Raw genomic sequence first — 24,369 nt, 5'->3', positions numbered from 1 at the left:
ACAGTTTCGAGATAATAGTGAAGAAAATGGTTGTATTTGCTGAACAAATAATCCTATAGTTAATTGTGAGGTGAATGAGGATGGATTTCTTAAAAGCAGTGGTGGTTATCGCATTTCTTCTTATGACGGCTAATATCATTAAACCCTTTGTAACATCTTCTAGAAAAAGAGCAGCAATGTTTGCCGGCTTTTGGCTATTGCTATACATAGTCGTCTGGGGCGTTCCGACCTTTGGCGGTGCGCCAACTGATGAAGCGATCGGGAATGGAAATGAATCATCAGGAAACAGTCAGCAAAATGAGGATGAAGTCCCGAATGATGTGAAGGAAGAAGAAGCTCAGATTGAAGAAGAGATTGATTTTGAACCTTCATCGATTGAATTGATTGTAAATGCTCCGGAGTTACTAGGTTTATCACGTGAGGAATTTTTATCGAACTTCCCTAAGAGCGTTGAGCCAGATCGCAAGGATCCAATGAAAATGACATTTGAAAATGGTGAAGTTATTTTCAAAGATAATGTTGCCGTTGAGATGAATTATTTTCCAGAAGGGTTACGTTACCTTGAGGATAATCGCCTTCTCCTCGCGAGTTTAGGTTTTGAAGTGGAAGAGGTTAGAAAAGGGTCGAATCCATTTGAGAAGCCTGTAACGATCTATCTTATAGAAGGTTTTACTGATGTGACGATTTATGGAACGGAAGGTAAGAGTGAATCCCCTTCCATTGAGAAAATTCATTTGCGGAAAGAATTTTATCCAGCATCGTTAGAGCCTGAGGAAGAAGAAAGGAATACAGAAGAGTAAAAAACTCGCGTAAGCGAGTTTTTTATATTTTAACCGCTACTCGGTAAGATAAAAAAAGCATGATCGTTGAGATGGTAATAGTTACGATTACCCAGGACCAAGCAAGTGTCATTTGACCAGAGTCAATGGCAACATAAATAGCCGTGGGCATGGTCTGTGTTTTTCCAGGTAGGTTTCCGGCGAACATTAAAGTCGCTCCAAATTCCCCAAGTGCACGAGCAAAGCTTAAGGTAATCCCAGAGATAAGAGCGTTTGAAGCAAGTGGAATTGAGATGACTCTTAGAACCGTCCATTTTCCTGCTCCATCTACCCGTGCCGCATCCTTAATATCACGATCTACTGATTCAAAACCGACTTTAGCTGATTGATACATGAGAGGGAATGCAACGACACTTGCCGCGACAACACCTGCTTGCCACGTGAAAACGAGTGAGTGCTCGAAGATTGTCTCAATCCACTGACCAATTGGACTTGAAGCGCCAAAGAGGACGAGTAGAATAAAGCCAACAACCGAAGGAGGCAGCACAAGCGGGAGCATAATAACGGTATCGATCAAACTTTTCCCGCGAAAATTCTTTCCTGCCATTAGGTGACTAATGATAATACCGAGGACAGTCACGATGATACTTGCGACCAGAGAGATTTTAAGTGAAATTAATATGGGATCAAGGAATTCAGTCATTTGCGGTCACGTCACTTTGGAAACCATAGGATTCAAAAATCGCTAATGCTTCATCGCTTTGTAAGAATGTGAAATAGTCCCTGGCCTCTTCGTTAGCTCCTTTGACGATCCCAGCAGGATAAATGATCGGTGAATACGATTGGGTAGGTACATCTTCTACCAATGTTACTTTGCTAGAAGAGTGATAGTCGGTTTCATAAACAATACCAGCATCGGCATTACCTGTTTCAACGTAAGTCAGAACCTGGCGCACATCTTTACTGAAGATTAGCTGATCTTCCATCGTATCCCACTTGTTTGCGTATCGTAGCGCTTCTTTTGCATAGGCTCCAGCTGGGACTGTTTCAGGCGTTCCGATCGCAAAACGACCTTTATGACTTTCATCTAATTGGTCAAAGCTACTCAATTTAGATGATTGGCTTTTAATTAGAACGAGTTTATTTCGCAGTATATTTGTTTCGATTTCAAGCAGGTCTTCCTTTTTAATATCATCGAAATAAGACTCTGATGCAGAGAAGTAGACATCTATAGGTGCGCCTTGCTTGATCTGATTGGCTAGAACACCGGATGATGCAAGATTTAGAGTGATTTCTGTATCAGGGTGTTCTTGTTCGTAAAGAGAATTTAACTCTTTCATCGCATCACTTAAACTAGCCGCCGCGGCAACCGTTATATTGGCTGTTTCTTCTTTGCTTGATTGACATCCTGCAATGGAGAACACCATAAGGATAAGAAGTAGTAAATGCTTCATATGTAAGATCCTTTCATCTGCTAATCTTCCATCTATTATAACGAAACTTCCTCTATTTGTACGGTAAGAAGACATAGAAAAATTGAATCACTTTATGATTTATCGCAAAGTGATCCAATTCAAATGTGGGATAGAATCGTTAGAAAAAGAGTTTTGGTTTAGGTTGTTTTGTATTACTTCGCACAAAAGGATTTTTAGTTGAAGAATCACATTTCGAATCGAATGGATACTCAATTGCCTGCTTGTATGGCGGAGGTGCTAATTTAGCGTGATGACTTTCTCGGTATGATACATCAATTGTTTGCCCACGAACATTATCTTGACTTTCTAACTCAGCAGCGACGATGGAACCTATTTGTTTTCCGAGGCGAAGTCCTTCTTCATTATCAACTGGGAAGTGCACTCCAGCATAGAGTCGTGAGTCAGCGCACTCTTTCGCGAGTTCTCTTAATCGTTCTTGCTCTGCAGGAAAGAAATAAGAAAGAATTTCTGCTGTAGCTGCTCCTACCGTTGCATGTCCTGATGGATAGGTGGGATGTCTTGGGGTACAGAGCAGGGATTTGAAATTGTGATCCAGTTGATTTGGTCTTGCAACATTCCAACGGTATTTTAAATACCAAGCCGTTGTAAAAGCATCATTCATGCCGGTTGCTACGCCTGCAAGAATTCTTGCTGCTCGAGGTGCTGTTACGTTGTACGTATCAATTAACTTATCAATAATCGGAGTCCATTGTTTACTGGCTACACCAGTCCCCCAATATTCAGCTAAAGTGGCTTGCTTCGGATTAAGGTCTTTCTGTGCATGTTTGACCTTTTTTAACTCACTGTCCCAATCGATCGATGCTGGTGGCTTGATGTCCAGTCGAAAGGGTCTTCCGCTTAATGTGGTAAAACGCCCTGGTGGTTTATTACGGATATAATAATCCGGCCATGATCCAGCGTAAGGTTCTTCTGGATTATGAGGCGGCTCGTTTTCACCTGCATACGGAAGCTCTGACCATTTTTTATAATTCTCTGCCATAGCTAGTTCCTCCTTCAATCACTACTCCCTATAGTAAATGCGAGGCAGTTAAGAGGGGTGCTAAACTAAAAGGCATATTCTAGAAGGTTACGTGTTAACGAACCATGCCGTTTCTTATCGCATAAACTGCAGCCTGAGTTCGATCATTGACACCGAGTTTCCCCAAAATATTACTTACATGTGTTTTCACTGTTTTTAATCCAATGTATAGTTCTTCGGCAATTTGATTATTTGTTTTTCCTTCGCCTATTAATAGCAGAACTTCTTTTTCGCGTTTTGTTAGATCATCATGCAAAGACTTCTTTTGATTTGAGCGTAATTGGTTCATCATTTTTTGAGCGACCTTCTGTTCGATTACGCTTTCATCCTGAACAGCCTTACGAATGGTCGAGATAATTTCATCAGCAGAAGCTGTTTTTAGAAGGTAGCTAAAGGCACCTGCTTCAATCGCAGGAAACACCTGCTCATCATCATAGAAACTTGTTATGATAATGATCTTTGCATTTGGCCTCAGGGTCATGATTTCTTTTGTTGCCTCAATGCCCGTCATCTCTGGCATAATAAGATCCATTAAGATCACATCAGGATCCATTTCATTCACTAGAGTGACAGCTTCCTTACCATTAGAAGCTTCGCCTACGATTTGAAAATCTGGTTCTGTCAGAAGGTAAGCTTTCAATCCTTTTCGGACCATATCGTGGTCATCAACAATCATCATCTTAATCTCTGGCATCGTTCAAACCCTCCAACGGCACACGTACTTCAACCAGGGTTCCTTCACCAGCGCGAGAAGAGATGCGGAACTGTCCGCCGATTTCATCGCATCGCTCTTGCATAGAACCTAGTCCGTATGCTCCTTTTTTGTTTTCATTCATTTCAAACCCTTTTCCATTATCTTTTATATGTAATAAAAACTGGTTTTTCTTAAGCTTAACAGTAATTCGAATTACAGATGCTTCAGCATGCCGGAGTGCATTCCCGAGGCTTTCTTGAACGATTCGGAATAAATTCTCTTCAATTCCGTTAGAAAGGTCGGGAAGATCATTTAGTGTGACGTGAAAGGTAACCCCGGATTTTTTTTCTAACTCATCGACAAGCTTTCTCACCCCTTCGCATAATGAATCTTCAGATAGGTGAATCGGACGGAGGTGGAGTAGAAGTGCTCTCATTTCAACTTGTGCTTTACTTGCGAGATCTGCGACATCCAACATTTGTGATTTAGCGGTTTCAATATCTCGATCCATCATCTTTATGGAAGCAGAAGACATCATATTTAGCGCGAAAAGCTGTTGACTGACAGCATCATGAAGGTCTCTTGCAAGTCGTTGACGTTCCTCGATAATGGCTGCTCCTCTTGCTTTCTCAGCTAAATCCGCTTTTTGGTTAACTAAATTCTGTAGAGAGGTTACTTGCTTCTGAAGCTTATCAGCCAGTTCGTTTAATTCATTACTAATCCGACCAATTTCATCTTTGTCTGTCATTTCCATTTTTTCAGTGAACTTGCCTCTCGAAAGAATGATGATTTGGGTGGAGATATCTTCAAGTCGATTTCTGATGGAGAGTGTATCTTTATAGCTGAAATAGCTTCCTAACAGAACCACAAGAAGCATGACTAAAAGCGGTGATAGTAAACTGAATAGCACAGATACGGCATTAGGCTGGAAAAACAGTGCAATTTGGATAACTAGGAAATAAAGAACCCCGGTAAATAAAGCAGTATAAAGAAGCGACTTGAGTAATTTCCATCTGAGCGTTGATTTATTCACATCTATGGCACCTTTCTCTAAATCCGATCAACTCGTAAATCAAGTACGGAGAAGTCAAGATAGAATACGATTCGTTGGAGAGCGTCATCGAAATCGTCTGTTTTGTAAGTTAAGCCGTGACCTTTTCCGACGTTGTCCTGATTATGCTGATCAATTGTAGCCGAAAGTACATGGGCTGTGCCGTCAATCTTAAATGGGATATCATCTGGGAAAATAATATTAATATCACCAACAAATCCTGATAGCGTAATAACGGTTTCTTCCTCTGGGATAAGAGTTGTTGAAAAATCGAAGTTATAATCGCACACAAAACTCCAATCATTCATCGTATGCACCTGCCAATTTGGCTTATTATAGGAATGGTCTTTCACGAGACTGAATCCCTGGCTTTTTCGAAATTTCCCCAGGAACTTAAAACCAATCATTACGAATATAAGCGGCCATAGTTTCCAAATACTCCAGAAACTAAAGTCAATTACCTCCAAACGATCAAGGATCAGAAGTAGTCCAAAGGTGAGTAGTAGCACACCGGTTGTCCATTTCTTCCTTCTCGTTGAAGGTAAGAGGGCATCAAAAAGGTACTTTCCACCGAGCAGAAACAACAAGAAGGGATAAAAAAAGACAATTGCCTCCGTCATTTCCATGGAAATAATGCCGATATTTATAAGAAGAAGAAAGATTCCGAGAGCAACGAAAAAAATCGCGGCGAGGAATCGTCCAGTTTGTATACGTTTCATCTAATCTCCTCAATTCATTCTGTCTCCTATACATGAACATATTTGACAGTTGATAGCTTGTTTCCTGCAATAACACTGGATCGTCACTTGAAGTAACTTGAATCTGGAAGAATATATTTCCTTTTAGGGAAATAGTGTGGTGTAATGGTTTGTTTTGATACTAGTTTCCAAATACGATCGCGGTTACAATAGTGAAATATTAATAATTGTTATCAATTCGTCTCTATCTAGAGTGTATAGGAATATGTGAGGGAATTGGAGTTTCTTACGATTGAACTTTTCTCAGTCTTAAGGCTGAATTTTCATGTTAAAATGGAATCGTTTAGTGGAAAGTATGAAAGAAGAGAAGGATGAAGCGTTTCGAACTCGAATAGATGTAAGAAGAGTATGGTTCAAAATGAGAGAGGGAATAAAATGAAACAAAAGCGCATGTTTAAACTGGCCGTTGCTGGATGTGTTCTAGGCATTATCGCAGCAGTGCTCTCAAGGTTTAATGTGATACCTCTAATTCAAGTCAAAGATATTTCGTTTTTAACTGCTTTTATTTTTCCAGCGTTTGCTGTACTAGGTTGTTATTTTGTGAAAACAAGACCTATTGTAGGAGGGTTTAGTCTCCTCGTTTCAGCAGCAGGAGGAATTATTTTTCTATCGGTTTTTTATATTATCCCAGCAGCTTTTCTCGTAACTTCAGGATTTTTAAGTATTTTATTAAAAGAAGAACCACAATTAGTCGCAAACAAATAACCGCTCTCCAAGGTGCGGTTTTTGTTATGTTTGTAGGAATTGGTGAATGGCTTGTGACACTTCCACAGGCCTTTCTTCTGGGATAAGGTGTCCGGTATGAGAGAGGATAAGAAGATCTGCATCTGGCAGGTCTTTTTTCATGCGTTCACCTACGCGTATAGGCACAAGACGGTCGTCGGTTCCCCAAATTAAGAGGATAGGGAAATTAATTTTATTTAATGTGCTCGTAGATAAATCCTCTTCTCGATCTCGTATGAGGCGAGAAAGTGCAAGAAAGAAACCTTTTTCATTAAAACTCGATGTGTAGCCATCGATGACTTCCTGCGTGAGAAGCTTATGGTCATAAACGAGATGTTCGAAATTCTTTCTTAAATTGATGGCACTCATTGAGAAGCTAAGACAAAACGGAAAAAAAGGGAGATAAGAGCATAATCGAATACCTAATGAAGAAGATTTAATATAGCTTGAGCTACATAGGAGAATGAGCTTTTCAATCCGTTCTGGGTGTTGAATACACGCGCGAAGGGCAATTTGTCCTCCCATTGAATGTCCAATCAAGATAGCTTTTGAAATTTGCATCCGTTCAAGAAGTCGGTTTGTAAGAGCAGCATACTCATGAAGCGAATAATGGATATCACAGTTCTTTTCGCTCTCGCCGAAGCCTGGTAAATCAAAGCACAATAAGTGATAGTTCTTTTTAAGAAGGGGAAGAAGCTTACGAAAACTAAAGGAAGAAGAAAGGAAGCCATGAATGAAGACAAGTGTATGGACATGAGGGTTAGTATGTTTGTAATACTCATATGCCAACGTCACGTTGTCGATTTGTATCCGTTCCTTACTTGGGATAGACATGGTTTCATCACCTCTCCTCCATTCGCTATTTAAAGTTTGGCTTACTTAGTCATACTTTATCCTACTCTTATAAAGTTGAAGGGCCGAATGAGAAGACAAAAAAAGAGACGAGGCGTTGGCCTCGTCTTCAAAAGGGGGAATATAGATAGCTTACTACTCCTGTTATTCCCACTTTAGAAAAAGAATATACATATAAAAGAAATTAATATGAAAGTAAAGATGTAACGAGGACAATTGTGATGGCAGCTGGGACAAAGTAACGAATTAAACCATACCAGAGTGGGAAAATGACCCGCCCTATTTTAGAAGACATCATCACTTCGTCAGCTAATATTTCTTTCTTCATCTTCCGAGAAACGAAAATAGAGATAAGAAGGGCACCGATTGGCATTAATAAGTTACTTGCCAGAAAGTCCATCGTATCAAAAATTGTTCTGCCAAATATGGATATGTCTCCAAGGACACCAAATGACAAAGCGGAAGGGATCCCGAGTAAGAATACGCAGAATCCTGCGATCCAGGAAACTTTCTTACGATTTCCTTTACCGCGCGTTACTGTAGAAACAATGATTTCCATCAAGGAAAAAGCTGATGTTAACGTTGCAAATAGCAAAAGCGCTAGAAAAACTGTGAAAAACAAACCGCCAAATGCCATTTGATTAAAAACAGCAGGAAGAACAGTGAAAATAAGTCCAGGTCCTTCTGTCGGTTCAAATCCAAATGCAAAAACAGCAGGGAAGATGGCAAGTCCAGCTAGAAATGAGATTAACACGTTCAGGCTAACGACTGATACTACAGATCCAGTTAAATCAGCTTTTCTATCAAGGTAAGAGCTGTACGTAACCATTAAGGAGATCCCGACGCTGAGCGCAAAGAACGATTGGCCAAGGGCATCAAGAACACCTTCTGCTGATAACATAGAGAAATCAGGCTTTAAAAAGAAGGAGACCCCTTCCATTGCGCCATCAAGAGAAAGCGAACGCCCAACAAGCACAAGAAAAAGAATAAAGAGAGCAGGCATCATATAACGGCTTGCTGTTTCGATCCCTTTTTGAATACCGAATTGCACAATGGCTACTGTTATCGCTAAGAAAAGAGCCTGTGTGAGAAGAGCGGTTGAAGGACTTCCAATGACTTCCCCAAACAACTCTTCGTAACGGCTATTTTGAAGTCCTGTAAGTGACCCCGAGAAGCTTCTTGTTAAGTACGTAATCACCCATCCTCCAATGACACTATAGAAGGAAAGAATAATGAAGGAGGCGATAACGCCTAGATAACCAAGCCATTTCCAGCTTGCTTTCCCAGAAATGGATTCATAAGAAGAAACGGCATTTTGCTGTGAGTGTCTCCCAACAACAAATTCTGCAAGAAGCATTGGCGCACCGACTAAAACAGTGAAAAGAAGAAAAATAAGGAAAAATGCTGCTCCACCATTTGTACCCGCCATATATGGAAATTTCCACAGTGCACCAAGCCCGATAGCTGATCCAGCTGAAGCCAAAATAAATCCGAATCTTGACGACCATTGATCATTTGATTTCATCTTGTCACCTCATACAATATAGTAAGTCCAATTGAATGGCATTTTATCACTATAGCGAGCGGAAAGAATTCAGTCAATATCAAATATTCATGTATTTATTTACCACACGCTATAAACCTTGATATTACTGAAGTACCAGCCATTCCCTCTGTTTATTTTAATTTGAAAGTAAATGCTTTATAATACATTCTTGTCTTGCTATTCCTTCAATAGAAAGGTATGATTCTTAGAAAAGGCTAGTATGATGTTTTGTCTAGATTAGAAATCTATGTTATACTAGTAAAGTTGAAAAAATTTGTTAGGAGTGTTTTCATGGCAGAGCAATATAACGTCGGTGATATCGTTGAAGGGAAGGTAACTGGTATTAAGCCTTTTGGTGCTTTCGTTGCAATTGACGACCAAAAGCAAGGACTAGTTCACATTTCTGAAATCTCTCACGGGTACGTAAAAAATATCGAAGATCAACTTACTGTAGGAGACGAAGTTAAGGTTAAAATCCTTAACATTGAAGAAGGTTCCGGTAAAATCTCTCTTTCAATCCGTGCTACTCAGCCTAAACCTGAGCGTCCGGAAAGAAAGCCTCGCCCGGCAGCACCGAGCGGCGGAAACAAGAAACCACAACAAACTTCTTCTCCACAAGGCTTCAACACGCTTGAAGATAAGCTTAAAGACTGGTTGAAAGAATCTAACGACCGTCAAGCTCAATTGAACAAGCGTCTGAAGAAGTAAGTAATGACGAAAGAAGGCAGCCGCGGCTGCCTTCTTTTTTTTTATGTTGTTGCGCGATCGGGATCATGTGAAAGCTCTTCTGTAGGTTTGAAAAGTAATGTTAGGCAATATAGCCCACTTAGCCCAACTAGGCCATAGACAATTCGAGCAAGTGCAGCATTTTGTCCACCGAAAATTGCCGCGACAAGGTCAAATTGGAAAAATCCAATGAGGCCCCAGTTGACCGCTCCGATGATCACTAACGCAAGAGCAAATCGTTGTAATGTGCTCATAAGAATACCTCCTTTTATTAGGAAACATAATGATTCTTCTATAAGATGATTAAAACTTCACCAAATTATACATAGCGGCTCCACTTAATTCCTATAAGCAGATTGCTTTATTTTAATAATTGATTGAGGCATAATAAAATGGAACTTCCATCAAAGCTATTTATTTCTGATGGTTAGTTGCACGAATCAATCCTTTTGGTGGTCATTTACTCTCACCTAAATTTCTTGCATTACTAAAGATAAAGGGTGAGTTTTTATTGCGCCTAAAAGCGAAGTTAAACGTGATTTGAATTAAAGGAGGACATAACATTGAATAATTTTACTTTCCAAAATCCAACAAAATTGATCTTCGGTAAAGGGCAGCTAGAAGCGCTCAAAACTGAAGTGCCACAATACGGAAAAAGAGTCCTCGTTGTTTATGGCGGAGGAAGCATCAAGAAAAATGGTGTTTACGATAGCGTAATGAACACATTAAACGAAATCGGTGCTGAAGTATTTGAACTTAGCGGCGTTGAACCAAACCCACGCCTAACAACTGTTCATAAAGGTGTCGATATTTGTAAAGAAAACAACATTGATTTCATCCTAGCAGTAGGTGGCGGTAGTGTTATTGACTGCACAAAAGCTATTTCTGCAGGTGCTAAATATGATGGAGACGCTTGGGACTTCGTAACGAAAAAAGCATTCCCTGAAGCAGCTCTTCCATTCGGTACAGTTCTAACGCTAGCAGCAACTGGTTCAGAAATGAACCCAGGTTCTGTTATCACAAACTGGGATACACAAGAGAAATACGGTTGGGGACATCCACTTGTACACCCGAAATTTTCTATTCTAGATCCTGAGAATACGTACACAGTGCCAAAAAACCATACAGTTTACGGCATGGTGGACATGATGTCTCACGTACTTGAACAGTACCTTCACCCTGAATCAAATACAGAGCTACAAGAAAATATGCAGTTCTCTGTTCTTGAAACAGTGATGAACACAGCTCCAAAACTTCTTGAAGATATGCAAAACTACGACCACCGTGCAACAATCATGTTGAGTGGTACAGTAGCGCTCAACCAATCTCTACAGATGGGTGTTCGCGGCGACTGGGCTTCTCACAACATTGAACACGCGGTATCAGCTGTTTATGATATTCCACACGCTGGTGGCCTTGCAATTCTCTTCCCGAACTTAATGAAACACAACCTTGACGTGAACGTTGATAAGTTCAAGCGTCTTGCTGTCAAAGTTCTTGGCGTAAGCGAAGAAGGTAAATCAGATCGCGATGTTGCGCTTGAAGGTATCGACAAGCTAAGTGCGTTCTGGAGCAGCCTTGGTGCACCAAACCGTCTTGCTGATTACGACATTGACGATAGCCAGCTTGATCTTATCGCTGACCGTGCGATGGCTAATGGGGCGTTTGGTAATTTCAAATCCCTTGAGCGCGACGACGTGATGGCGATTTTGAAGGCTTCTCTATAAGGTGAAATGATAGGACCGTTCCGTTTTGGAGCGGTTCTTTTTGTTGTGTTGTTTAGCTGGGGATGATTTTTAGCTCATTTTCGCAATGTGTGAGGGAGGCGGTTAGTACAAATGAATTTGTCCACCGCCTCCCTCACACATTGCGACCTTTAAGCTCCGCTTAAAGGCGATTGCAACTCTGGTTTCAATCGAATGAGCTAAAAATCGAGCATCTCACATTGTTGCTCCAAGAGAAATATAGTTCAAGTTCTAAAGAGCTCAAGTAACTTTAAAAAGAAATCTCTCCAGGTAATCGCTTACATGGGTCGGTGTTCTTGATTTCGAATGGGTCTTGGGCTAAAGTAAAACGTGAGTGAAGAACAAAAAAATGATAATTGGAGGCTAATTATGACTTCAAAAGTAAGTTTTGATTATTCAAAAGCATTGTCGTTTGTTGGCGAACATGAAGTAACATACATGGCGGATGCAGTGAAGGCTGCACACGATGCGCTACATAATGGAACAGGGGCTGGCAACGATTTTCTTGGCTGGCTAACGCTTCCACATGATTATGATAAAGAAGAATTCTCACGCATTCAGAAATCTGCTGAGAAAATCAAATCAGATTCTGACGTGCTTCTTGTTGTTGGTATCGGTGGTTCTTATTTAGGTGCTCGTGCAGCAATCGAAATGCTGAACCATTCTTTCTATAACGTTCTAACAAAAGAAGAGCGCAAAACACCACAAGTTTTCTTCGTAGGTAACAACATTAGCTCAACTTATGTACAGGACCTCTTCAGCGTACTTGAAGGCAAAGACGTTTCCGTGAACGTCATTTCAAAATCTGGTACAACGACAGAGCCTGCAATTGCGTTCCGTATTTTCCGTAAATTCCTTGAAGAAAAATACGGCGTAGAAGAAGCTCGTCGTCGCATCTATGCGACTACTGACAAGTCAAAAGGTGCTCTTAAAACACTAGCTGACGAAGAAGGATACGAAAGCTTCGTGATTCCTGATGATGTTGGTGGACGTTATTCTGTTCTTACAGCTGTTGGACTTCTTCCAATCGCAGCAAGCGGAATATCCATTGAAGAGATGATGAAAGGTGCTCAAGATGCACAAGATGACTTGAACACATCTGACATTGAATCTAACCAGGCTTATCAGTATGCAACGGTTCGTAATGCCCTTTACAACAAAGGCAAGAACATCGAGCTTCTAGTGAACTATGAGCCATCTCTACACTATTTCTCTGAGTGGTGGAAACAGCTCTTTGGCGAAAGTGAAGGTAAAGACAACAAAGGTCTTTATCCAGCATCCGTTGATTTCTCAACAGATCTTCACTCCATGGGTCAATATGTTCAAGACGGCCGTCGTAGCCTGTTTGAAACAGTATTGAACGTTGGGAAAGCGCGTCATGAGATCACAATCGAAGAAGACGACAAGAACCTAGACAAGCTGAACTACCTTGCTGGTGAAACAATGGACTTTGTTAACCAGAAAGCATTCGAAGGTACAATGCTTGCTCATACAGATGGTGATGTTCCGAACTTGATTGTGAACATCCCTGAAATGACGCCTTACCACTTCGGTTACCTTGCTTATTTCTTTGAAAAAGCATGTGCTGTTTCCGGTTACCTACTTGGCGTGAATCCATTCGATCAGCCAGGAGTAGAAGCATACAAAACAAACATGTTTGCGCTTCTTGGTAAACCAGGATTCGAAAAAGAAAAAGCTGAGCTTGAGGATCGCCTTAAGACAAACGAATAGAACGAACAAGAGAGAGTGCCTCGGCGCTCTCTTTTTTTATTCAAAGATAAGTAAGAATGAAATTCAGTGAAGTCTAGCTCCAGCACTTGTCGGAACTAATCGAGCGCTTGCGCTTTTTTATTCATGAAATCTCCCTCATTGGACACGATAAGCGTAGACTACGTAAACAGGGAGGAAGCGCACATGATTCCAATGAATTCCGTGCTTGAAGGGAAAACGATCGAACTTAGTATTATGGAAGACAAGCTCCGCCAATTAGGCTATAGCTATGGAGGCGGCTGGGAATACGATCACGGCTATTTCGACTATAAAATCGATGATGAAGACGGATATCTTTTTCTAAGAGTACCAATCAAAGCTGTAAAAAAAGAGCTTGATGCGGATGGCGCAATTGTTGAAATTGGACAGCCTTTCATGCTCTCTCATATGTATCAGGCAGGTGTTGATCCTGAAGGCAATATCGGGAATATCTCAGCATCGTTTAATCAGTTCCAAGAGCCCACAAATAAAGATGCTGAAATTGATGAAGAATGGCTGAAATACGGAGAGCGATACGTGAAAGAACTAGACGCCGCGCTCTCATCTTATGTGTGAATCACGAGTAAGAGATCATCAGATGCAATAAGAAATGAAGGGGAGGGGTTCATGACGAGCTCACTCCCTCTTTTTACACCAATCATCAGGATATCTTTTTCATTTAGTTGCTGTGCTACATCACAAAAGGACTCTTCACTAAACGACTCAGCACTCATGAAATCAAGCTGATTAGGCTTTAAATGCGTTAGCATCTCAAGCAAAGTAGTAGAAATCCCGTGAGAGAAAACGCTATTCGTCATAACCGTACTGAGTAGGTGGGCACTTTCGATTACCTCATTCGCACCAGCTCGCTCAGCATTCACAATTTGCTCAGGCGAAAGAATTTCCACAATTGTATACACCGAAGGATTGATCCCTTTAACCGTTAAAAGGGTAAGGATTGTCTGCATATCCACTTCAATTTCACTTTTATACTGATCCGCTGTGATAAGAACGGTATGCGCATCGCTAATCTTCGCCTTTCGTAATGTGCTGTCCTCACCAGGGTTTCCACGAATGAAATGAATGCCTTCTTTTTGAAGTGGGTTTTCCGTAAGCGAATGATCAATGAGCACGATGGATCGTTCAGGCTGATTGGATAACAGCGCCTTGATCGTATGTCTGCTGCGCGAATTCCAACCAACCACAACTACATGATTGGCTCGCTCGTAACTTCGCTCTCCACGACCAAGCGCCCCCTGCGTCATCACAAAGGAAGAAGCAAGCTTCGCCATATAAAACGTCATAAAGCCAGCGCCAAACATAATAAATACCATCGCAAAAGCTTTCCCTCTCACCGTCTCAGGTGATGTATCACCGTACCCAATCGTGGAAGCCGTCACGATCGCAAACCACACCCCATCGAAAACGGTCGGAAACATTTCCGGCTCCACCAGATGCATGATAAAGCCCATCGTTATAAGAATTAGCACAATCAGTGCACCTAGTTGTAATACAGGCGGATAGCGGGATATATAATAAACTAAGTCACGTAATCTCAAAGTAAAACGCTCCTTTCTCCACATCCATTATGCCCATCAATCACTGGAAAAAAACGACACGTGTGTGATCAATCGCAACAGGGTAAAGAAAGGATATGACAGTTTAAAAAAGGGTGAAGAAACATGAGAGCACTATCATCATTCCTCGTATCGCTCGTACGCCTGATTTTTGGCATTATCGAAGCGATTCTTGGAATTCGCATATTGCTGAAACTATTCAGCGCAAATCCAACAGCTCCATTCGTGCAGTGGATCTATGACTTTTCAGCGCCATTATTATATCCATTTCGAAACATCTTTCCAACGACGGAATTCGCTGGACAATATGTCGTTGAATTCTCTGCAGTGTTTGCACTGATTGTGTATAGTATCGTGGCATCACTCATTGTACGGTTTGTGGCAATGGGATTAACGAGTCGGGAGAGAAGATAAGAGATGAGAAACGCTGGGACAGCGTTTCTTTTATTGGTTATACGACTTTTATTATGTAATAGAACAAGAAGAAACCCTCTTGCAACCGTAAGAGGGTTTTATTTTGAAGTAAAATAGAATCGAACTACTAAGCTATTTACCTGCCCAAATTTTAAAAAATAGTATATTCTTGATTTAAGTCAATGAAAGTCTTCCTCAGACGAAATACAATAGATTTAACTTCAAAGTCGAGGAGGCTCTTATATGGAATTAAAGACAACAACTAATCAAAACATGCAGCAAAAAGCAGCAGTCTTTTCAGCAATTGCATTACTTATCATGACATTTGCTGCATTTTTTGCTCAAGGGTATGTTCATAGCTCATTAGTCATTGAGGGAGATGCAGTAACAACATTAAAAAACATCCAAGCATCTCAAGTCTTGTTTCGTCTTGAGGTACTTGGATGGCTCATCATTATCATTATGGATTTAATTATTTCGTGGGGCTTTTATGTTTTCTTGAAGCCGTTTCATCCTGGTTACGCATTATTAGCCGGCTGGCTTCGTTTCCTTTACACAGCCATTCTAGCCAATGCGGTTTCACATCTAGTGATAACCAATAGTGTTGTTCAAAATTCAGAGTTAGGTACGTCATCGCGCGTGGCACAGCAAGCGAGGGATTCCATCACAGCTTTTGAAGCCATTTGGTCATTTGGATTAATCATTTTTGGCCTTCATCTGATCGTAGTCGGGTTGATCGCAATGAAAACAATAATGATACCAAAAGTGATTAGTATTCTAGTTGTTTTAGCAGGCTTCAGCTACTCGCTAGTTCATTTCATGTACAATTTCATCCCACAAATTGAAAACGTTATTGGGCTACTAGAATTAATTCTGATGGCTCCCATGGTCATCGGTGAATTAGGTTTTGGGATCTGGTTATTCGTAAAAGGAAGAAAAATAACAATGGACTAATCTACAATCCTGAGATTAGATAAGGACCTCTTCTTGATACGACTTAAAGATTCTGGCTTAATTCCCAGGTAGCTTGCTAGTTGGTACTGGGGAACCCGGTCAATTAAATCGGGTCTTTTTTCCATCAAATTGTGGTAGCGCTCTTCTGGCGTCGAAGAAATGAAGGAGGCGAAATTATCCCTCATAGCACCCATATCTTCTTCAATCATTTTGCGAGTCAGTTCTTCTAATACCGGATGCATGTCGTAAGCTTCCTGCTCAGTAGATAAATCACCTACAATAAGCGTACAGTCTTCCAAGCAGCTAAGAGAGTATGGAGAAATTTTGTCGGGAGTATGCTGATTAAAAATCGTGACACTTTGTTCTTCCGTATAGAAATTGAACGTATTCTCCTTTCCATTTTTATCGACACCGTAAAGCCGTACACATCCCTTTAAAACAAAATAGCATTTGTCAGGAACTTCACCTTGATGTAAAAGGACCGTTCCTTTCTTAAACGTAGCAACAGGAATATCGATTGTCAGCTTTCTTAATTCGGATTCACTGAGATCCGAAAACCGTTTCATATATTGGATAAGGATATCTTTCATGAATTCATCTCCCTTATCAAAATTGTATATATCTTTTAGTATAGCATCACTAAACAGGTAGAGGTAAGGCAGTTTAAAACAGCTTATTCAACCAACATTGCAGGTTGAATAAAGAAAAATGAACATGATGTTTATTTTTATAAGTATACTTAATGAACGAAGCTAAATATTGGAGGAGATTTGTTTGGACCTATTTTTATTTATATCCGTAATCGTTGGGATGACGTTTATCTTTTTATATTTTGTAATGAATTTTGACTTGAAAAAGAAGAAGTTAGAGGTAGAGGAAAAGAAACTGGAGTTGGAAAAAAGGAAGTTGGAATTAAAAGAAGAAGCAGGGGAAGAAGAAGAAAAGTTTTAGAATGAGTAAAAGCCCCTCAAAATACTTTGTGTACATTATACTTTATGTACATTGGTATGATGTTAAGGGGCTTTTGATATAGAGGCTGCCATTTCGAAATGAGATTTATGTACTTTCGCATATTTCAAAAAATAAGTTGCCCTCACAATAAAAGCTATGATAAAATAAATCTTGTCGACAGGAAATCGCTGTCATAATACGGGGCATTAGCTCAGCTGGGAGAGCGCTACACTGGCAGTGTTTTACTCTTTCATTGGGTTACGACTCGTAGACATTTCAAGGCTTTTACTTGAAAGTCGAATCAAGGTCATAATATGGATTAAATACAAACCTTCTTGGACTCTGTACATGAGTCTAAGGAGGTTTTTTTGTGTTGTTAGAAACATTACAAAAAGAGTTCATTGTGGAACGAAAGTTTGAAGGTTTAAAGGAATCCAGTCTGACTTCTTATGTGAATTTGTTTAAGCATTTTAATGTGTGGCTCTTCTCTAAAGACATTGAACAACTTGAAGACATTACTCCACGGAAAATCAAAGAATACTTGATGGATTGTGCTGACAACGGAAACAAACCCAAAACGGTTAATTCAAAGTTGAAGTTGCTTCGTTCATTCTCTCGGTGGATTGTTGAGGAGAATTTATCTGAAACGAATTTCACAAAAGGAATCAAATTAATGAGAGAAGACTCGTCACCAAAGATTGTTAAAACAGAAGATATTCAATTGGTGCTATCACATTTAAGACGTATTAAAAGACGTGAAGACACATTTACCTCACGGAGAAATTATGTGCTCATATTGTTCATGGTTGGTACTGGAATGAGATTAAGTGAAATTGAACGGTTGAATTGGGAAGATATAGACTTTCCCTCCCACCTCATTTCTATCAATGAAAGTAAATCACGAAAACGTCAAAGTATTCCTTTGTCTGACTCATTAGCACGAGAATTATTAGATTGGAAGTTATTTGTGGAACGGAAATTTGATAAGGCTCCTAATCCATTATTTGTTACACGTGAAGGTAAAAGGTTCACCAAAAATGGTATTCAAAATTTCTTTAAAAGATTGAAGAAAAAACTTGGGATTGAAGGGGATTTTTCACCGCATACCATGAGGAATTATTACATTAAAAGTCTCCTGAAAAATGGAGCGAATTTGAGAGAGGTTCAATTGTTAGCAAGGCACTCAAAAATCAGTGTTACACAAGGTTATATTGGTTATTTTGCACATGAATTAAAGGAAACGATGGACGAAACGAATCCATTAAGAGACTTGATTTAACAAATAAAAAGAGAGCCAACGGTTGAGCACGTTTGGCGACGTGTTTGACCTCAACGCATTGACTCCTGTGGTTAGGATTCAATTATAACATGGACAAGTATGCCCATTCAACGGAGCATGCCTTGTTCCTGTATGGCTCTCTTTCCAAATGGAAGGAGACAAACCAGTGTTAGAACTAAGGAAGTATGAAGTGTTTAATTCATTGGGAGAACTCAATGAGTTTACTCATGAAGTCCTTTCAACATTTAACCTCAACGAGAACACAAGAGGAGTATTTGTGTTGCTCTCAAAGTATAGCGTCAAGTTTAAAGGTGTTTCATATCTTAAAGTGCAAACCATTGCTAACACATTGAAAATATCATATAAAACCGTGCAACGGTCACTTAAAGTACTTGTTGAGCTTGGTATTATTAAACGTGTGAAGCAATTGAGGAAAATTACGGGAGGGCTTGGAGCGTCTTTAACCATTATGTGTCCTAACGTCTTGTCCCATCGTGAGGAGAGCACGGGGTTAGTCACGACATACAATTTGGAGCCGGTTGAAGCAGTTGAAACAGATTCTATTAAAGCAAGTAATCATTTAAAAGATAACGATATAGCCCACGATTCTTCATACATATCAAATCAAGTCCCTACGTGGTTTTTAAACCTTGTAAAACCATTCTTCAATAACAATGTCATTCTCAAATTGTGGTACAAGGTTCACAAGTCGTTTGAGATTTACTCTAGTATTCCCTATGAAGTAGATATGGAGACGACTAGAAATGTTATTAAAAGTGTTATCTATTCTATTAAAACAGGACGTGTGAAAGGTTCCTTGTTTGGATACCTGTGGACAAGCATGAGGAGCGCTATTGAGGACAATGAAAGGGAAATTTCTGCTGAACAAAGGAGAAATGCGGGAGTAACACCTATATATGATTGGCTTGGTGTATAGATTGATAGATTCAATATATTCCAAAGTATGGTATATTTGAAAAGAGATTGAAAGGGGAGGATAAGCGTGGATTTTATTGAAATACCTACTGATAGCGAGGGGTTTTATTCTTTGGTTTGTCCGTATTGTAGTGAACGTTTCAAAGCTATGGGGGGAGATATAGAGTCTGAAGATACCATAGAGCTATACTGCCCGTCTTGTGGACTAGTCGATGAACCATCTAACTTCCTACCGCCTGAAGTAATGGAACATGCTGAAACTTTAATGAAAAACTTTGTAGAGAAAGAAATATACAATTCCTTTAAAAAATCTAGTAGAAAAATGAAAGGCTCGGGATTAAGTATGAAATTGAACAAACCTAAGGAGGAAACGCCTAAATTACTTACAGAAGATGATAATTTAGAAAAGATAGATTTAAATTGTTGTAATAGAGTGATTAAAGTTAATATAGACCAGAAAATGGCAAGTGTGTATTGTCCATATTGTGGGGTGAACTAATATGAATGAACAAATTAGACTTACTGAAAATGAGTACAAAAAATTATCTATGAATTTTAGAGGAATTGCTAGTAGGTTCCTAAGGTCGCATTTTCAACAAGCAAATGATAATTTAATTAGATTCCTAACATTTATTGATAAATCACCAACAATATGTGAATTTATTGAAAGTAATCATACTTCAGATTATGATATTAAAGATATTATTGAAAATAGAAATGGTCTTAGTAAATTTGAAATACCTGTAGAATATTCAGAAGAAATTTCTTTTATCTATCAATTATTAAAATACATTGCAGAAAATGATATTGAATATTATAACGTTGCTTATGGTTACAACGACGGACGAAAAATTCAGGACGCTGTTAGCAATTTTAATCAACAAGTTGTAAAACCTCTTGTCGATTATATAACAACTTATTTAGGGGAGATGGCGATAGATATGGGATTGGATAAAAAATCAAGCACTCAATATAATATTAAGAGTTTTAGAGGTCAGTTGAACCATGCTGAAGGTGAGGCTACAATTAAAGCAAATCAAACCTATAATGAATCAGTAGAGGAATTAAAAGAAGTCAGTGAAAAGTTTGCTCAAGCACTCATGGAGGATGAGACTATTTCCGCTTCTGATAAAGAAGAAGCAGTTGAAATTTTGGAAGCTGCGGTGCAAGAAGCTGAATCTGATAAACCTAAAAAGATTATTGTAAAAACAGCGGTGGATAAGATTAAACAAATTGGTGAAATTGCAACTTCAGGTAGTGCGGTTTATTCTTTTGGTACTCAAATTGTAACTTTACTACAATCACTTCCATTTATGTAATTTAACGCAGAGGGACTCCTACATGGAGCCTTCTTTTTTTTACTTGGAACAGATTTTGAAAAGTCAGTGGTTCCCAATTGTCCAAATGGGGAAAATATATTTTAACTAATATATCCAAAATACATTGAAAAATATATCAATGGAACACTCACTAATATATCACTAGAACGTCCACAATTGCCTTATACGGTGTTTTCTAGTATGCCAGCGTGTAATTGCATTCAGAAGCCACTAACAAGCCTTATAACGGAATTACGGCATTGCGTAATCGTTGTATTACTCATCTATTGAAAACCATTCATTGAAGTCTGTAATTTGAAAATGCTCAACAAGTTTTGCAAAGTGCTCCTTGTTCAATTGAGTTTTCATTCCACGTCTCAACTCACTTATTGTGGACTCTCTAAGTCCAGTAGCTTTAGCAAGTTCCTTCCCTGTAATATCATGTTGTTTCATTATTTTATCTAACTCAAAGTGTATTTTCATATGTGTAACAAACTCCTTTTTACAAAAGAGTATAACCTGTTTGCGTAATTGCGTAAAGCAGTCACAATATGCTTCTAAAACTGTTATATACATTATGACCGTGCACGTGTTTAATACGTGACTCGCTTCGCTCCTCCATTCACTTCGTTCATGACTCCTTTACAAGTAATACAATCCTCCTTAAAACAATTACAACAATAGAAGTAATGACCCCACGAGCTGTCATCAATGGATAAAAGCCGGCGGTTATCCTTATTATTTTTGTGGATGAACTTATATAAAGACTCCTTTTTGTGAAAATATCGTTGCGTAGCAACCAACGAACGGAGTGAGTTGAATATCACTTGAACTTAAACACAGTCAAGACTAAGAAGAAATGTTTGATTAGTTAACGAGTAAACGTGAGTAATAACGAGTATTATCAATTAAAAAGGCTATTTAGTAGCTATTTTGCAATGTTAACTTTTTACCCTATATTTAGGCACTTTATGTTAGCTTTTTACCCTATGTTTCACAGGTCTCTCAAGAATAAGAAGAAGTAGTAAAATGGATATGGTAGTAAATTTGAGTGAATTAGAGAAAAATGGAGTTTTAATGTGATTTACCATGTTTTTTGACATAGTACCTTTTGCGCAACAAGTCCCCTCATTATTAGTACCTTTTGCACAAACCCTTTTAAACAATCTTTGTTAGAGAGGTTATATTATCAAGATAAGAAGTAATTTCAGACGTAAAACGGCTGTATCCCTTGGGAGAGTAAGGGGGGAGGCGGTTTTTAGGAGGTAAACTTTTGAACACATAACTTATCAAAAAGGTAAAGTTTTGGACACATGACATAAGGTCAACCTTGTGTTTCTTTGTAGATAATACTAACAAATAGAGGTTTTAAATTATTATAAGCGTCTCACTTGCTAGATAAGGTAAAGGTTCAAACCACCTTGGTTGTGAAATTGCATTATCAGTCGCTCTATTATGTACCAAGAGTTATTTCTTGAGTACGGGTAGAACGGAGAGTTTGAAATGGATAAAAGAAGGTTAGCAATAGTTGATTTAGATGAAATGGAGATTTTGAAGGAGTTTGCAGAGGGTGACCGTGTAGTATCCAGGGAGCAAGCAGAGAGTTACAAGGAGATTCAAGAGAAAAGGAAATCACGTCAACGAATGTTTACTTTTGCACGAATGGACAAAGTTGATTCTGTAAGGGAGGAAATTAGATTGGGTGAAAGTGACTTGACTGTTAAAGACCTTGGTTATTATTTGTATCTACAAACATTCGCAGATTACACTGGTATCTTATATAGGAGTACACATGAAAAGGAAAAGCCAATGAAGAAGGTGGACATTGCTAAAATTCTTGGTATCTCAAAGCCTACTGGACTAAAACTAGTAAAGAAACTTGTTGATAACGATATGCTTATTGAGTTGGATAATGGATATAAGGTTAATGAGAAGTATCATTTCCGTGGTTCTACACGCAGTAAACAGGTTGTCAAAGTATTCTCGACTAAGGTACGTGAAGTCTACTCGGAACTAACCCCTTCAGATTTAGGGATAATGTACATGATTCTTCCGTTTATTCATTATAAGTCTAATATTATCTGTAAAAATCCTAGTGAGATTGACCCACGTAAAGTTGAGGCATTCTCGTTGGGGGAACTTGCTGATTTATTAGGATATACTCCAAGAGAATTGAGTAGAAGAATATCTAAAATGCAATTTGATGATTATATTGTATTCTCTAAAACCACTAAACAAGGAAAAGCACATTACACGGTTAATCCCCTTGTGTTTTATCGCATGGATGGAGAACCGAGTGAGGATATTGTTGATACTTTCTTGATACATGGAAAATAACATTGTTTATAAGAGATTGTGACTGCATGGTTGTATGGAAGTAACTTCAGCCACTTATGTAAGTAAGAAGAAAGATATTCAGTTTTGCTAGTATATGACGGTATCCTTGTTCAAAGCTGTTTATCTTTTACTTATAAGGTTGTACAGGAATAGGTGCAGCTACTTATATAAGTAAGAAAGAGAATGACTCATTTAGTGAGTCTTATTTTATTTTGGTTTCATGGTGTTCAATTGATTACTAGCAAGGAGGAAAAGAATGCAATGAGAAAACTAGAACCTAACGATATAAAACCTATCAGAGAATACATTATGTGCTTGTCTCAACGTCAATTTGCAAGTTTGATAGGAGTATCTCAAGCCACAGTGTTCAAATGGGAACATGGACAATTAAAAAAATTAAGTCCTAAACATTTAGATAAGTTAGAACAAAGCGTTTTCCGAGTAGTTGAGCGGGAGACGCTTTTTAAATTGATTGACCAATATCATACAGACAAAAAAGGAGAGATTATGTAATGAACAAAAAAGTAGAGAATTTCGAGAAAGCGGTTGAACGTATCAAAGGCAATGTGAAAAGTATGGAGCAAACACGGAACGAATTGAAGGAGAGTATTCGACCTCTTCATCAAAAGAAATATGAACTCACAAAACGTGGAAGTACCTTGCCGGACATTAAAAAAGTAGACAAAGAAATCTCTGAAATTTATGATGAGGTACGTTTTTACGATAAACAGATTGAAATGACAGAAGAATTTGCTGAAGCTGAAAAGCATGAAGAAGTTCTTGCATTGGTTGAATACCGTGAAGAACGTTACAAAGAAATGCAAAATGAAGTTAAGGCATTGAGAGAAGAATTTGTAAGGATGAAACTTGAGTATATGAAGCAGATTCATGAGAAGTATTCCAATGTGCATGAACTTCAGGCAGAACTTGAAGAATTGAATGACGCAATTTACAGGGAAGGGAATAAAGACCTCTTCGATAATCCAAAGAAGCTAAACAAGAAAGAATTACAAGGGTTCTCTTCTTATGGTAGACGTGACGTTGACGTTGCATTCCCAACAAAAGAAGACGTGGAAAAAGCAACAAGTCAAAGTCCTTCATTCACATTAGAGCTGTATATCAAAACGGGAGAAATTGTATTAGACGCTAATCAAGCAAGATTGAAACTCTTTGAACTTGATAAAAAGAAAGGCGGTAAATAAATTATGATGAACAATGAACGCTTACGACAATTAAACGAAGAGGGAAAGATTGACGAACTACCGGCAGAACTTAAATTACGTCTTGGATTCCTACTCCTTGAGGACGAAAAGGAAGACGACCAGGAGAAGGAAAAAGAAGAGGAGAGTGCCAAAGAGGAAAACGATAAAGATAAGACGGCTCTTGAATTACTTGAGGACGGATATAAGGAAAAGGAATAACACACGGCTCTCCAACACGGGGAGCCTTTTATTATGGGAGGTTT

General features: G+C 39.0%; 29 protein-coding genes. 17 read left to right on the top strand and 12 right to left on the bottom strand.

All coding sequences use genetic code 11. The features are described 5' to 3' along the window. Positions 1-80 precede the first annotated feature (80 nt). Positions 81-800 carry a hypothetical protein gene (locus AC0VYV_RS17455; RefSeq protein WP_475374038.1) on the top strand — a complete coding sequence of 240 codons (720 nt, stop codon included), beginning with the start codon at positions 81-83 and terminating at the stop codon, positions 798-800. A gap of 22 nt (positions 801-822) precedes the next feature. On the opposite strand, the gene modB is transcribed toward AC0VYV_RS17455, so the two are convergent. The 6 genes from modB to AC0VYV_RS17425 all read right to left on the bottom strand — a co-directional run bounded on the left by modB (position 823) and on the right by AC0VYV_RS17425 (position 5,757). Beyond that, positions 823-1,482, bottom strand: a complete 660-nt coding sequence (gene modB / locus AC0VYV_RS17450) for a molybdate ABC transporter permease subunit (RefSeq protein WP_475374037.1) — start codon at positions 1,480-1,482, stop codon at positions 823-825. After that, a complete protein-coding gene (modA, locus tag AC0VYV_RS17445) occupies positions 1,475-2,233 on the bottom strand; it encodes a molybdate ABC transporter substrate-binding protein (RefSeq protein WP_475374036.1) in 759 nt (252 codons plus the stop codon). Before modA ends, modB begins: the two co-directional genes overlap by 8 nt. Before the next feature lie 139 nt (positions 2,234-2,372). Beyond that, the gene (locus AC0VYV_RS17440) at positions 2,373-3,254 is read right to left on the bottom strand and encodes a vanadium-dependent haloperoxidase (protein WP_475374035.1); all 882 of its coding nucleotides are present in this window, start codon (positions 3,252-3,254) and stop codon (positions 2,373-2,375) included. A gap of 94 nt (positions 3,255-3,348) precedes the next feature. Further along, a complete protein-coding gene (locus tag AC0VYV_RS17435) occupies positions 3,349-3,987 on the bottom strand; it encodes a response regulator (RefSeq protein WP_430241730.1) in 639 nt (212 codons plus the stop codon). Then, positions 3,974-5,020: a HAMP domain-containing sensor histidine kinase gene (locus AC0VYV_RS17430; RefSeq protein WP_430241729.1), complete on the bottom strand. Its 1,047-nt coding sequence runs from the start codon at positions 5,018-5,020 to the stop codon at positions 3,974-3,976. The genes AC0VYV_RS17435 and AC0VYV_RS17430 overlap by 14 nt, the downstream gene beginning before the upstream one ends. Positions 5,021-5,037: 17 nt before the next feature. Further along, on the bottom strand, positions 5,038-5,757 hold the full coding sequence (locus AC0VYV_RS17425) for a LiaF domain-containing protein (protein WP_475365716.1): 720 nt from the start codon (positions 5,755-5,757) through the stop codon (positions 5,038-5,040). Positions 5,758-6,171: 414 nt separating this feature from the next. On the opposite strand from AC0VYV_RS17425, the gene AC0VYV_RS17420 reads away from it, so the two are divergent. Continuing rightward, positions 6,172-6,501: a hypothetical protein gene (locus tag AC0VYV_RS17420; RefSeq protein ID WP_430241725.1), complete on the top strand. Its 330-nt coding sequence runs from the start codon at positions 6,172-6,174 to the stop codon at positions 6,499-6,501. A gap of 24 nt (positions 6,502-6,525) precedes the next feature. Here the strand turns inward: AC0VYV_RS17420 and AC0VYV_RS17415 are convergent, their stop codons facing one another. Both AC0VYV_RS17415 and AC0VYV_RS17410 read right to left on the bottom strand, forming a co-directional pair. Next, a complete protein-coding gene (locus tag AC0VYV_RS17415) occupies positions 6,526-7,353 on the bottom strand; it encodes an alpha/beta fold hydrolase (RefSeq protein WP_475365715.1) in 828 nt (275 codons plus the stop codon). Between the two features lie 202 nt (positions 7,354-7,555). Beyond that, the gene (locus tag AC0VYV_RS17410) at positions 7,556-8,896 is read right to left on the bottom strand and encodes a sodium-dependent transporter (protein WP_475365714.1); all 1,341 of its coding nucleotides are present in this window, start codon (positions 8,894-8,896) and stop codon (positions 7,556-7,558) included. Between the two features lie 312 nt (positions 8,897-9,208). Here AC0VYV_RS17410 and yugI point away from each other — a divergent pair, with 312 nt between their 5' ends. Next, entirely contained in the window at positions 9,209-9,625 is a 417-nt protein-coding gene (gene yugI, locus AC0VYV_RS17405) for a S1 domain-containing post-transcriptional regulator GSP13 (protein ID WP_098444801.1), read from the top strand. 41 nt (positions 9,626-9,666) lie between these two features. On the opposite strand, the gene AC0VYV_RS17400 is transcribed toward yugI, so the two are convergent. Further along, the gene (locus AC0VYV_RS17400; protein ID WP_194219039.1) at positions 9,667-9,897 is read right to left on the bottom strand and encodes a DUF378 domain-containing protein; all 231 of its coding nucleotides are present in this window, start codon (positions 9,895-9,897) and stop codon (positions 9,667-9,669) included. A gap of 309 nt (positions 9,898-10,206) precedes the next feature. On the opposite strand from AC0VYV_RS17400, the gene AC0VYV_RS17395 reads away from it, so the two are divergent. The 3 genes from AC0VYV_RS17395 (at position 10,207) to AC0VYV_RS17385 (ending at position 13,713) form a co-directional block, all read left to right on the top strand. Beyond that, the gene (locus AC0VYV_RS17395; RefSeq protein WP_404683130.1) at positions 10,207-11,370 is read left to right on the top strand and encodes an iron-containing alcohol dehydrogenase; all 1,164 of its coding nucleotides are present in this window, start codon (positions 10,207-10,209) and stop codon (positions 11,368-11,370) included. Between the two features lie 387 nt (positions 11,371-11,757). Beyond that, positions 11,758-13,119: a glucose-6-phosphate isomerase gene (locus AC0VYV_RS17390; RefSeq protein ID WP_475372830.1), complete on the top strand. Its 1,362-nt coding sequence runs from the start codon at positions 11,758-11,760 to the stop codon at positions 13,117-13,119. A gap of 183 nt (positions 13,120-13,302) precedes the next feature. After that, positions 13,303-13,713, top strand: a complete 411-nt coding sequence (locus tag AC0VYV_RS17385; protein WP_283153760.1) for a YugN-like family protein — start codon at positions 13,303-13,305, stop codon at positions 13,711-13,713. Here AC0VYV_RS17385 and AC0VYV_RS17380 read toward each other — a convergent pair. Beyond that, entirely contained in the window at positions 13,704-14,696 is a 993-nt protein-coding gene (locus tag AC0VYV_RS17380) for a potassium channel family protein (RefSeq protein ID WP_430241715.1), read from the bottom strand. The genes AC0VYV_RS17385 and AC0VYV_RS17380 overlap by 10 nt on opposite strands. Before the next feature lie 123 nt (positions 14,697-14,819). On the opposite strand from AC0VYV_RS17380, the gene AC0VYV_RS17375 reads away from it, so the two are divergent. Both AC0VYV_RS17375 and AC0VYV_RS17370 read left to right on the top strand, forming a co-directional pair. Further along, positions 14,820-15,128 carry a YggT family protein gene (locus AC0VYV_RS17375; protein WP_098444795.1) on the top strand — a complete coding sequence of 103 codons (309 nt, stop codon included), beginning with the start codon at positions 14,820-14,822 and terminating at the stop codon, positions 15,126-15,128. A gap of 243 nt (positions 15,129-15,371) precedes the next feature. Continuing rightward, on the top strand, positions 15,372-16,082 hold the full coding sequence (locus AC0VYV_RS17370; RefSeq protein ID WP_430241712.1) for a DUF4386 domain-containing protein: 711 nt from the start codon (positions 15,372-15,374) through the stop codon (positions 16,080-16,082). On the opposite strand, the gene AC0VYV_RS17365 is transcribed toward AC0VYV_RS17370, so the two are convergent. Continuing rightward, entirely contained in the window at positions 16,079-16,672 is a 594-nt protein-coding gene (locus AC0VYV_RS17365) for a Crp/Fnr family transcriptional regulator (protein ID WP_430241711.1), read from the bottom strand. The two genes, AC0VYV_RS17370 and AC0VYV_RS17365, sit on opposite strands and share 4 nt — an antisense overlap. Positions 16,673-16,856: 184 nt before the next feature. Here AC0VYV_RS17365 and AC0VYV_RS17360 point away from each other — a divergent pair, with 184 nt between their 5' ends. The 5 genes from AC0VYV_RS17360 (at position 16,857) to AC0VYV_RS17340 (ending at position 20,567) form a co-directional block, all read left to right on the top strand. Further along, positions 16,857-17,033, top strand: coding sequence for a hypothetical protein (locus AC0VYV_RS17360; protein ID WP_430241709.1), 177 nt, complete (start codon positions 16,857-16,859; stop codon positions 17,031-17,033). A gap of 370 nt (positions 17,034-17,403) precedes the next feature. Further along, complete coding sequence (locus AC0VYV_RS17355) at positions 17,404-18,312, top strand: tyrosine-type recombinase/integrase (protein ID WP_475374034.1); 909 nt, start codon at positions 17,404-17,406, stop codon at positions 18,310-18,312. Between the two features lie 166 nt (positions 18,313-18,478). Further along, positions 18,479-19,249: a helix-turn-helix domain-containing protein gene (locus tag AC0VYV_RS17350; protein ID WP_475374033.1), complete on the top strand. Its 771-nt coding sequence runs from the start codon at positions 18,479-18,481 to the stop codon at positions 19,247-19,249. Between the two features lie 66 nt (positions 19,250-19,315). Beyond that, the gene (locus tag AC0VYV_RS17345; RefSeq protein ID WP_475374032.1) at positions 19,316-19,747 is read left to right on the top strand and encodes a hypothetical protein; all 432 of its coding nucleotides are present in this window, start codon (positions 19,316-19,318) and stop codon (positions 19,745-19,747) included. A gap of 1 nt (position 19,748) precedes the next feature. Further along, positions 19,749-20,567 (top strand): hypothetical protein, encoded by an 819-nt coding sequence (locus AC0VYV_RS17340; RefSeq protein WP_475374031.1) that lies wholly within the window; start codon positions 19,749-19,751, stop codon positions 20,565-20,567. 276 nt (positions 20,568-20,843) lie between these two features. On the opposite strand, the gene AC0VYV_RS17335 is transcribed toward AC0VYV_RS17340, so the two are convergent. Further along, entirely contained in the window at positions 20,844-21,050 is a 207-nt protein-coding gene (locus AC0VYV_RS17335) for a helix-turn-helix domain-containing protein (RefSeq protein WP_475374030.1), read from the bottom strand. A 1,020-nt stretch (positions 21,051-22,070) separates the two neighbouring features. On the opposite strand from AC0VYV_RS17335, the gene AC0VYV_RS17330 reads away from it, so the two are divergent. The 4 genes from AC0VYV_RS17330 to AC0VYV_RS17315 all read left to right on the top strand — a co-directional run bounded on the left by AC0VYV_RS17330 (position 22,071) and on the right by AC0VYV_RS17315 (position 24,325). Next, positions 22,071-22,904: a hypothetical protein gene (locus AC0VYV_RS17330; protein ID WP_475374029.1), complete on the top strand. Its 834-nt coding sequence runs from the start codon at positions 22,071-22,073 to the stop codon at positions 22,902-22,904. 261 nt (positions 22,905-23,165) lie between these two features. After that, entirely contained in the window at positions 23,166-23,417 is a 252-nt protein-coding gene (locus AC0VYV_RS17325; protein WP_475374028.1) for a helix-turn-helix domain-containing protein, read from the top strand. After that, entirely contained in the window at positions 23,417-24,106 is a 690-nt protein-coding gene (locus AC0VYV_RS17320) for a hypothetical protein (protein WP_475374027.1), read from the top strand. Before AC0VYV_RS17325 ends, AC0VYV_RS17320 begins: the two co-directional genes overlap by 1 nt. A gap of 3 nt (positions 24,107-24,109) precedes the next feature. Next, complete coding sequence (locus tag AC0VYV_RS17315) at positions 24,110-24,325, top strand: hypothetical protein (RefSeq protein ID WP_475374026.1); 216 nt, start codon at positions 24,110-24,112, stop codon at positions 24,323-24,325. The last annotated feature ends 44 nt before the right edge of the window (positions 24,326-24,369 follow it).

The organism is Anaerobacillus sp. QJM3NY_17 (genome assembly GCF_056173665.1).
This window is presented reverse-complemented; position numbering and strand designations above follow the sequence as displayed.

Coding starts and splice junctions, on each gene's coding strand:
- AC0VYV_RS17330 (WP_475374029.1), top strand. CDS start 22,071: ATGGATAAAAGAAGGTTAGCAATAGTTGATTTAGATGAAATGGAGATT.
- yugI (WP_098444801.1), top strand. CDS start 9,209: ATGGCAGAGCAATATAACGTCGGTGATATCGTTGAAGGGAAGGTAACT.
- AC0VYV_RS17340 (WP_475374031.1), top strand. CDS start 19,749: ATGAATGAACAAATTAGACTTACTGAAAATGAGTACAAAAAATTATCT.
- AC0VYV_RS17370 (WP_430241712.1), top strand. CDS start 15,372: ATGGAATTAAAGACAACAACTAATCAAAACATGCAGCAAAAAGCAGCA.
- AC0VYV_RS17325 (WP_475374028.1), top strand. CDS start 23,166: ATGAGAAAACTAGAACCTAACGATATAAAACCTATCAGAGAATACATT.
- modA (WP_475374036.1), bottom strand. CDS start 2,233: ATGAAGCATTTACTACTTCTTATCCTTATGGTGTTCTCCATTGCAGGA.
- AC0VYV_RS17440 (WP_475374035.1), bottom strand. CDS start 3,254: ATGGCAGAGAATTATAAAAAATGGTCAGAGCTTCCGTATGCAGGTGAA.
- AC0VYV_RS17390 (WP_475372830.1), top strand. CDS start 11,758: ATGACTTCAAAAGTAAGTTTTGATTATTCAAAAGCATTGTCGTTTGTT.
- AC0VYV_RS17315 (WP_475374026.1), top strand. CDS start 24,110: ATGATGAACAATGAACGCTTACGACAATTAAACGAAGAGGGAAAGATT.
- AC0VYV_RS17385 (WP_283153760.1), top strand. CDS start 13,303: ATGATTCCAATGAATTCCGTGCTTGAAGGGAAAACGATCGAACTTAGT.
- AC0VYV_RS17400 (WP_194219039.1), bottom strand. CDS start 9,897: ATGAGCACATTACAACGATTTGCTCTTGCGTTAGTGATCATCGGAGCG.
- AC0VYV_RS17375 (WP_098444795.1), top strand. CDS start 14,820: ATGAGAGCACTATCATCATTCCTCGTATCGCTCGTACGCCTGATTTTT.
- AC0VYV_RS17335 (WP_475374030.1), bottom strand. CDS start 21,050: ATGAAAATACACTTTGAGTTAGATAAAATAATGAAACAACATGATATT.
- AC0VYV_RS17320 (WP_475374027.1), top strand. CDS start 23,417: ATGAACAAAAAAGTAGAGAATTTCGAGAAAGCGGTTGAACGTATCAAA.
- AC0VYV_RS17410 (WP_475365714.1), bottom strand. CDS start 8,896: ATGAAATCAAATGATCAATGGTCGTCAAGATTCGGATTTATTTTGGCT.
- AC0VYV_RS17455 (WP_475374038.1), top strand. CDS start 81: ATGGATTTCTTAAAAGCAGTGGTGGTTATCGCATTTCTTCTTATGACG.
- AC0VYV_RS17435 (WP_430241730.1), bottom strand. CDS start 3,987: ATGCCAGAGATTAAGATGATGATTGTTGATGACCACGATATGGTCCGA.
- AC0VYV_RS17425 (WP_475365716.1), bottom strand. CDS start 5,757: ATGAAACGTATACAAACTGGACGATTCCTCGCCGCGATTTTTTTCGTT.
- modB (WP_475374037.1), bottom strand. CDS start 1,482: ATGACTGAATTCCTTGATCCCATATTAATTTCACTTAAAATCTCTCTG.
- AC0VYV_RS17365 (WP_430241711.1), bottom strand. CDS start 16,672: ATGAAAGATATCCTTATCCAATATATGAAACGGTTTTCGGATCTCAGT.
- AC0VYV_RS17420 (WP_430241725.1), top strand. CDS start 6,172: ATGAAACAAAAGCGCATGTTTAAACTGGCCGTTGCTGGATGTGTTCTA.
- AC0VYV_RS17415 (WP_475365715.1), bottom strand. CDS start 7,353: ATGTCTATCCCAAGTAAGGAACGGATACAAATCGACAACGTGACGTTG.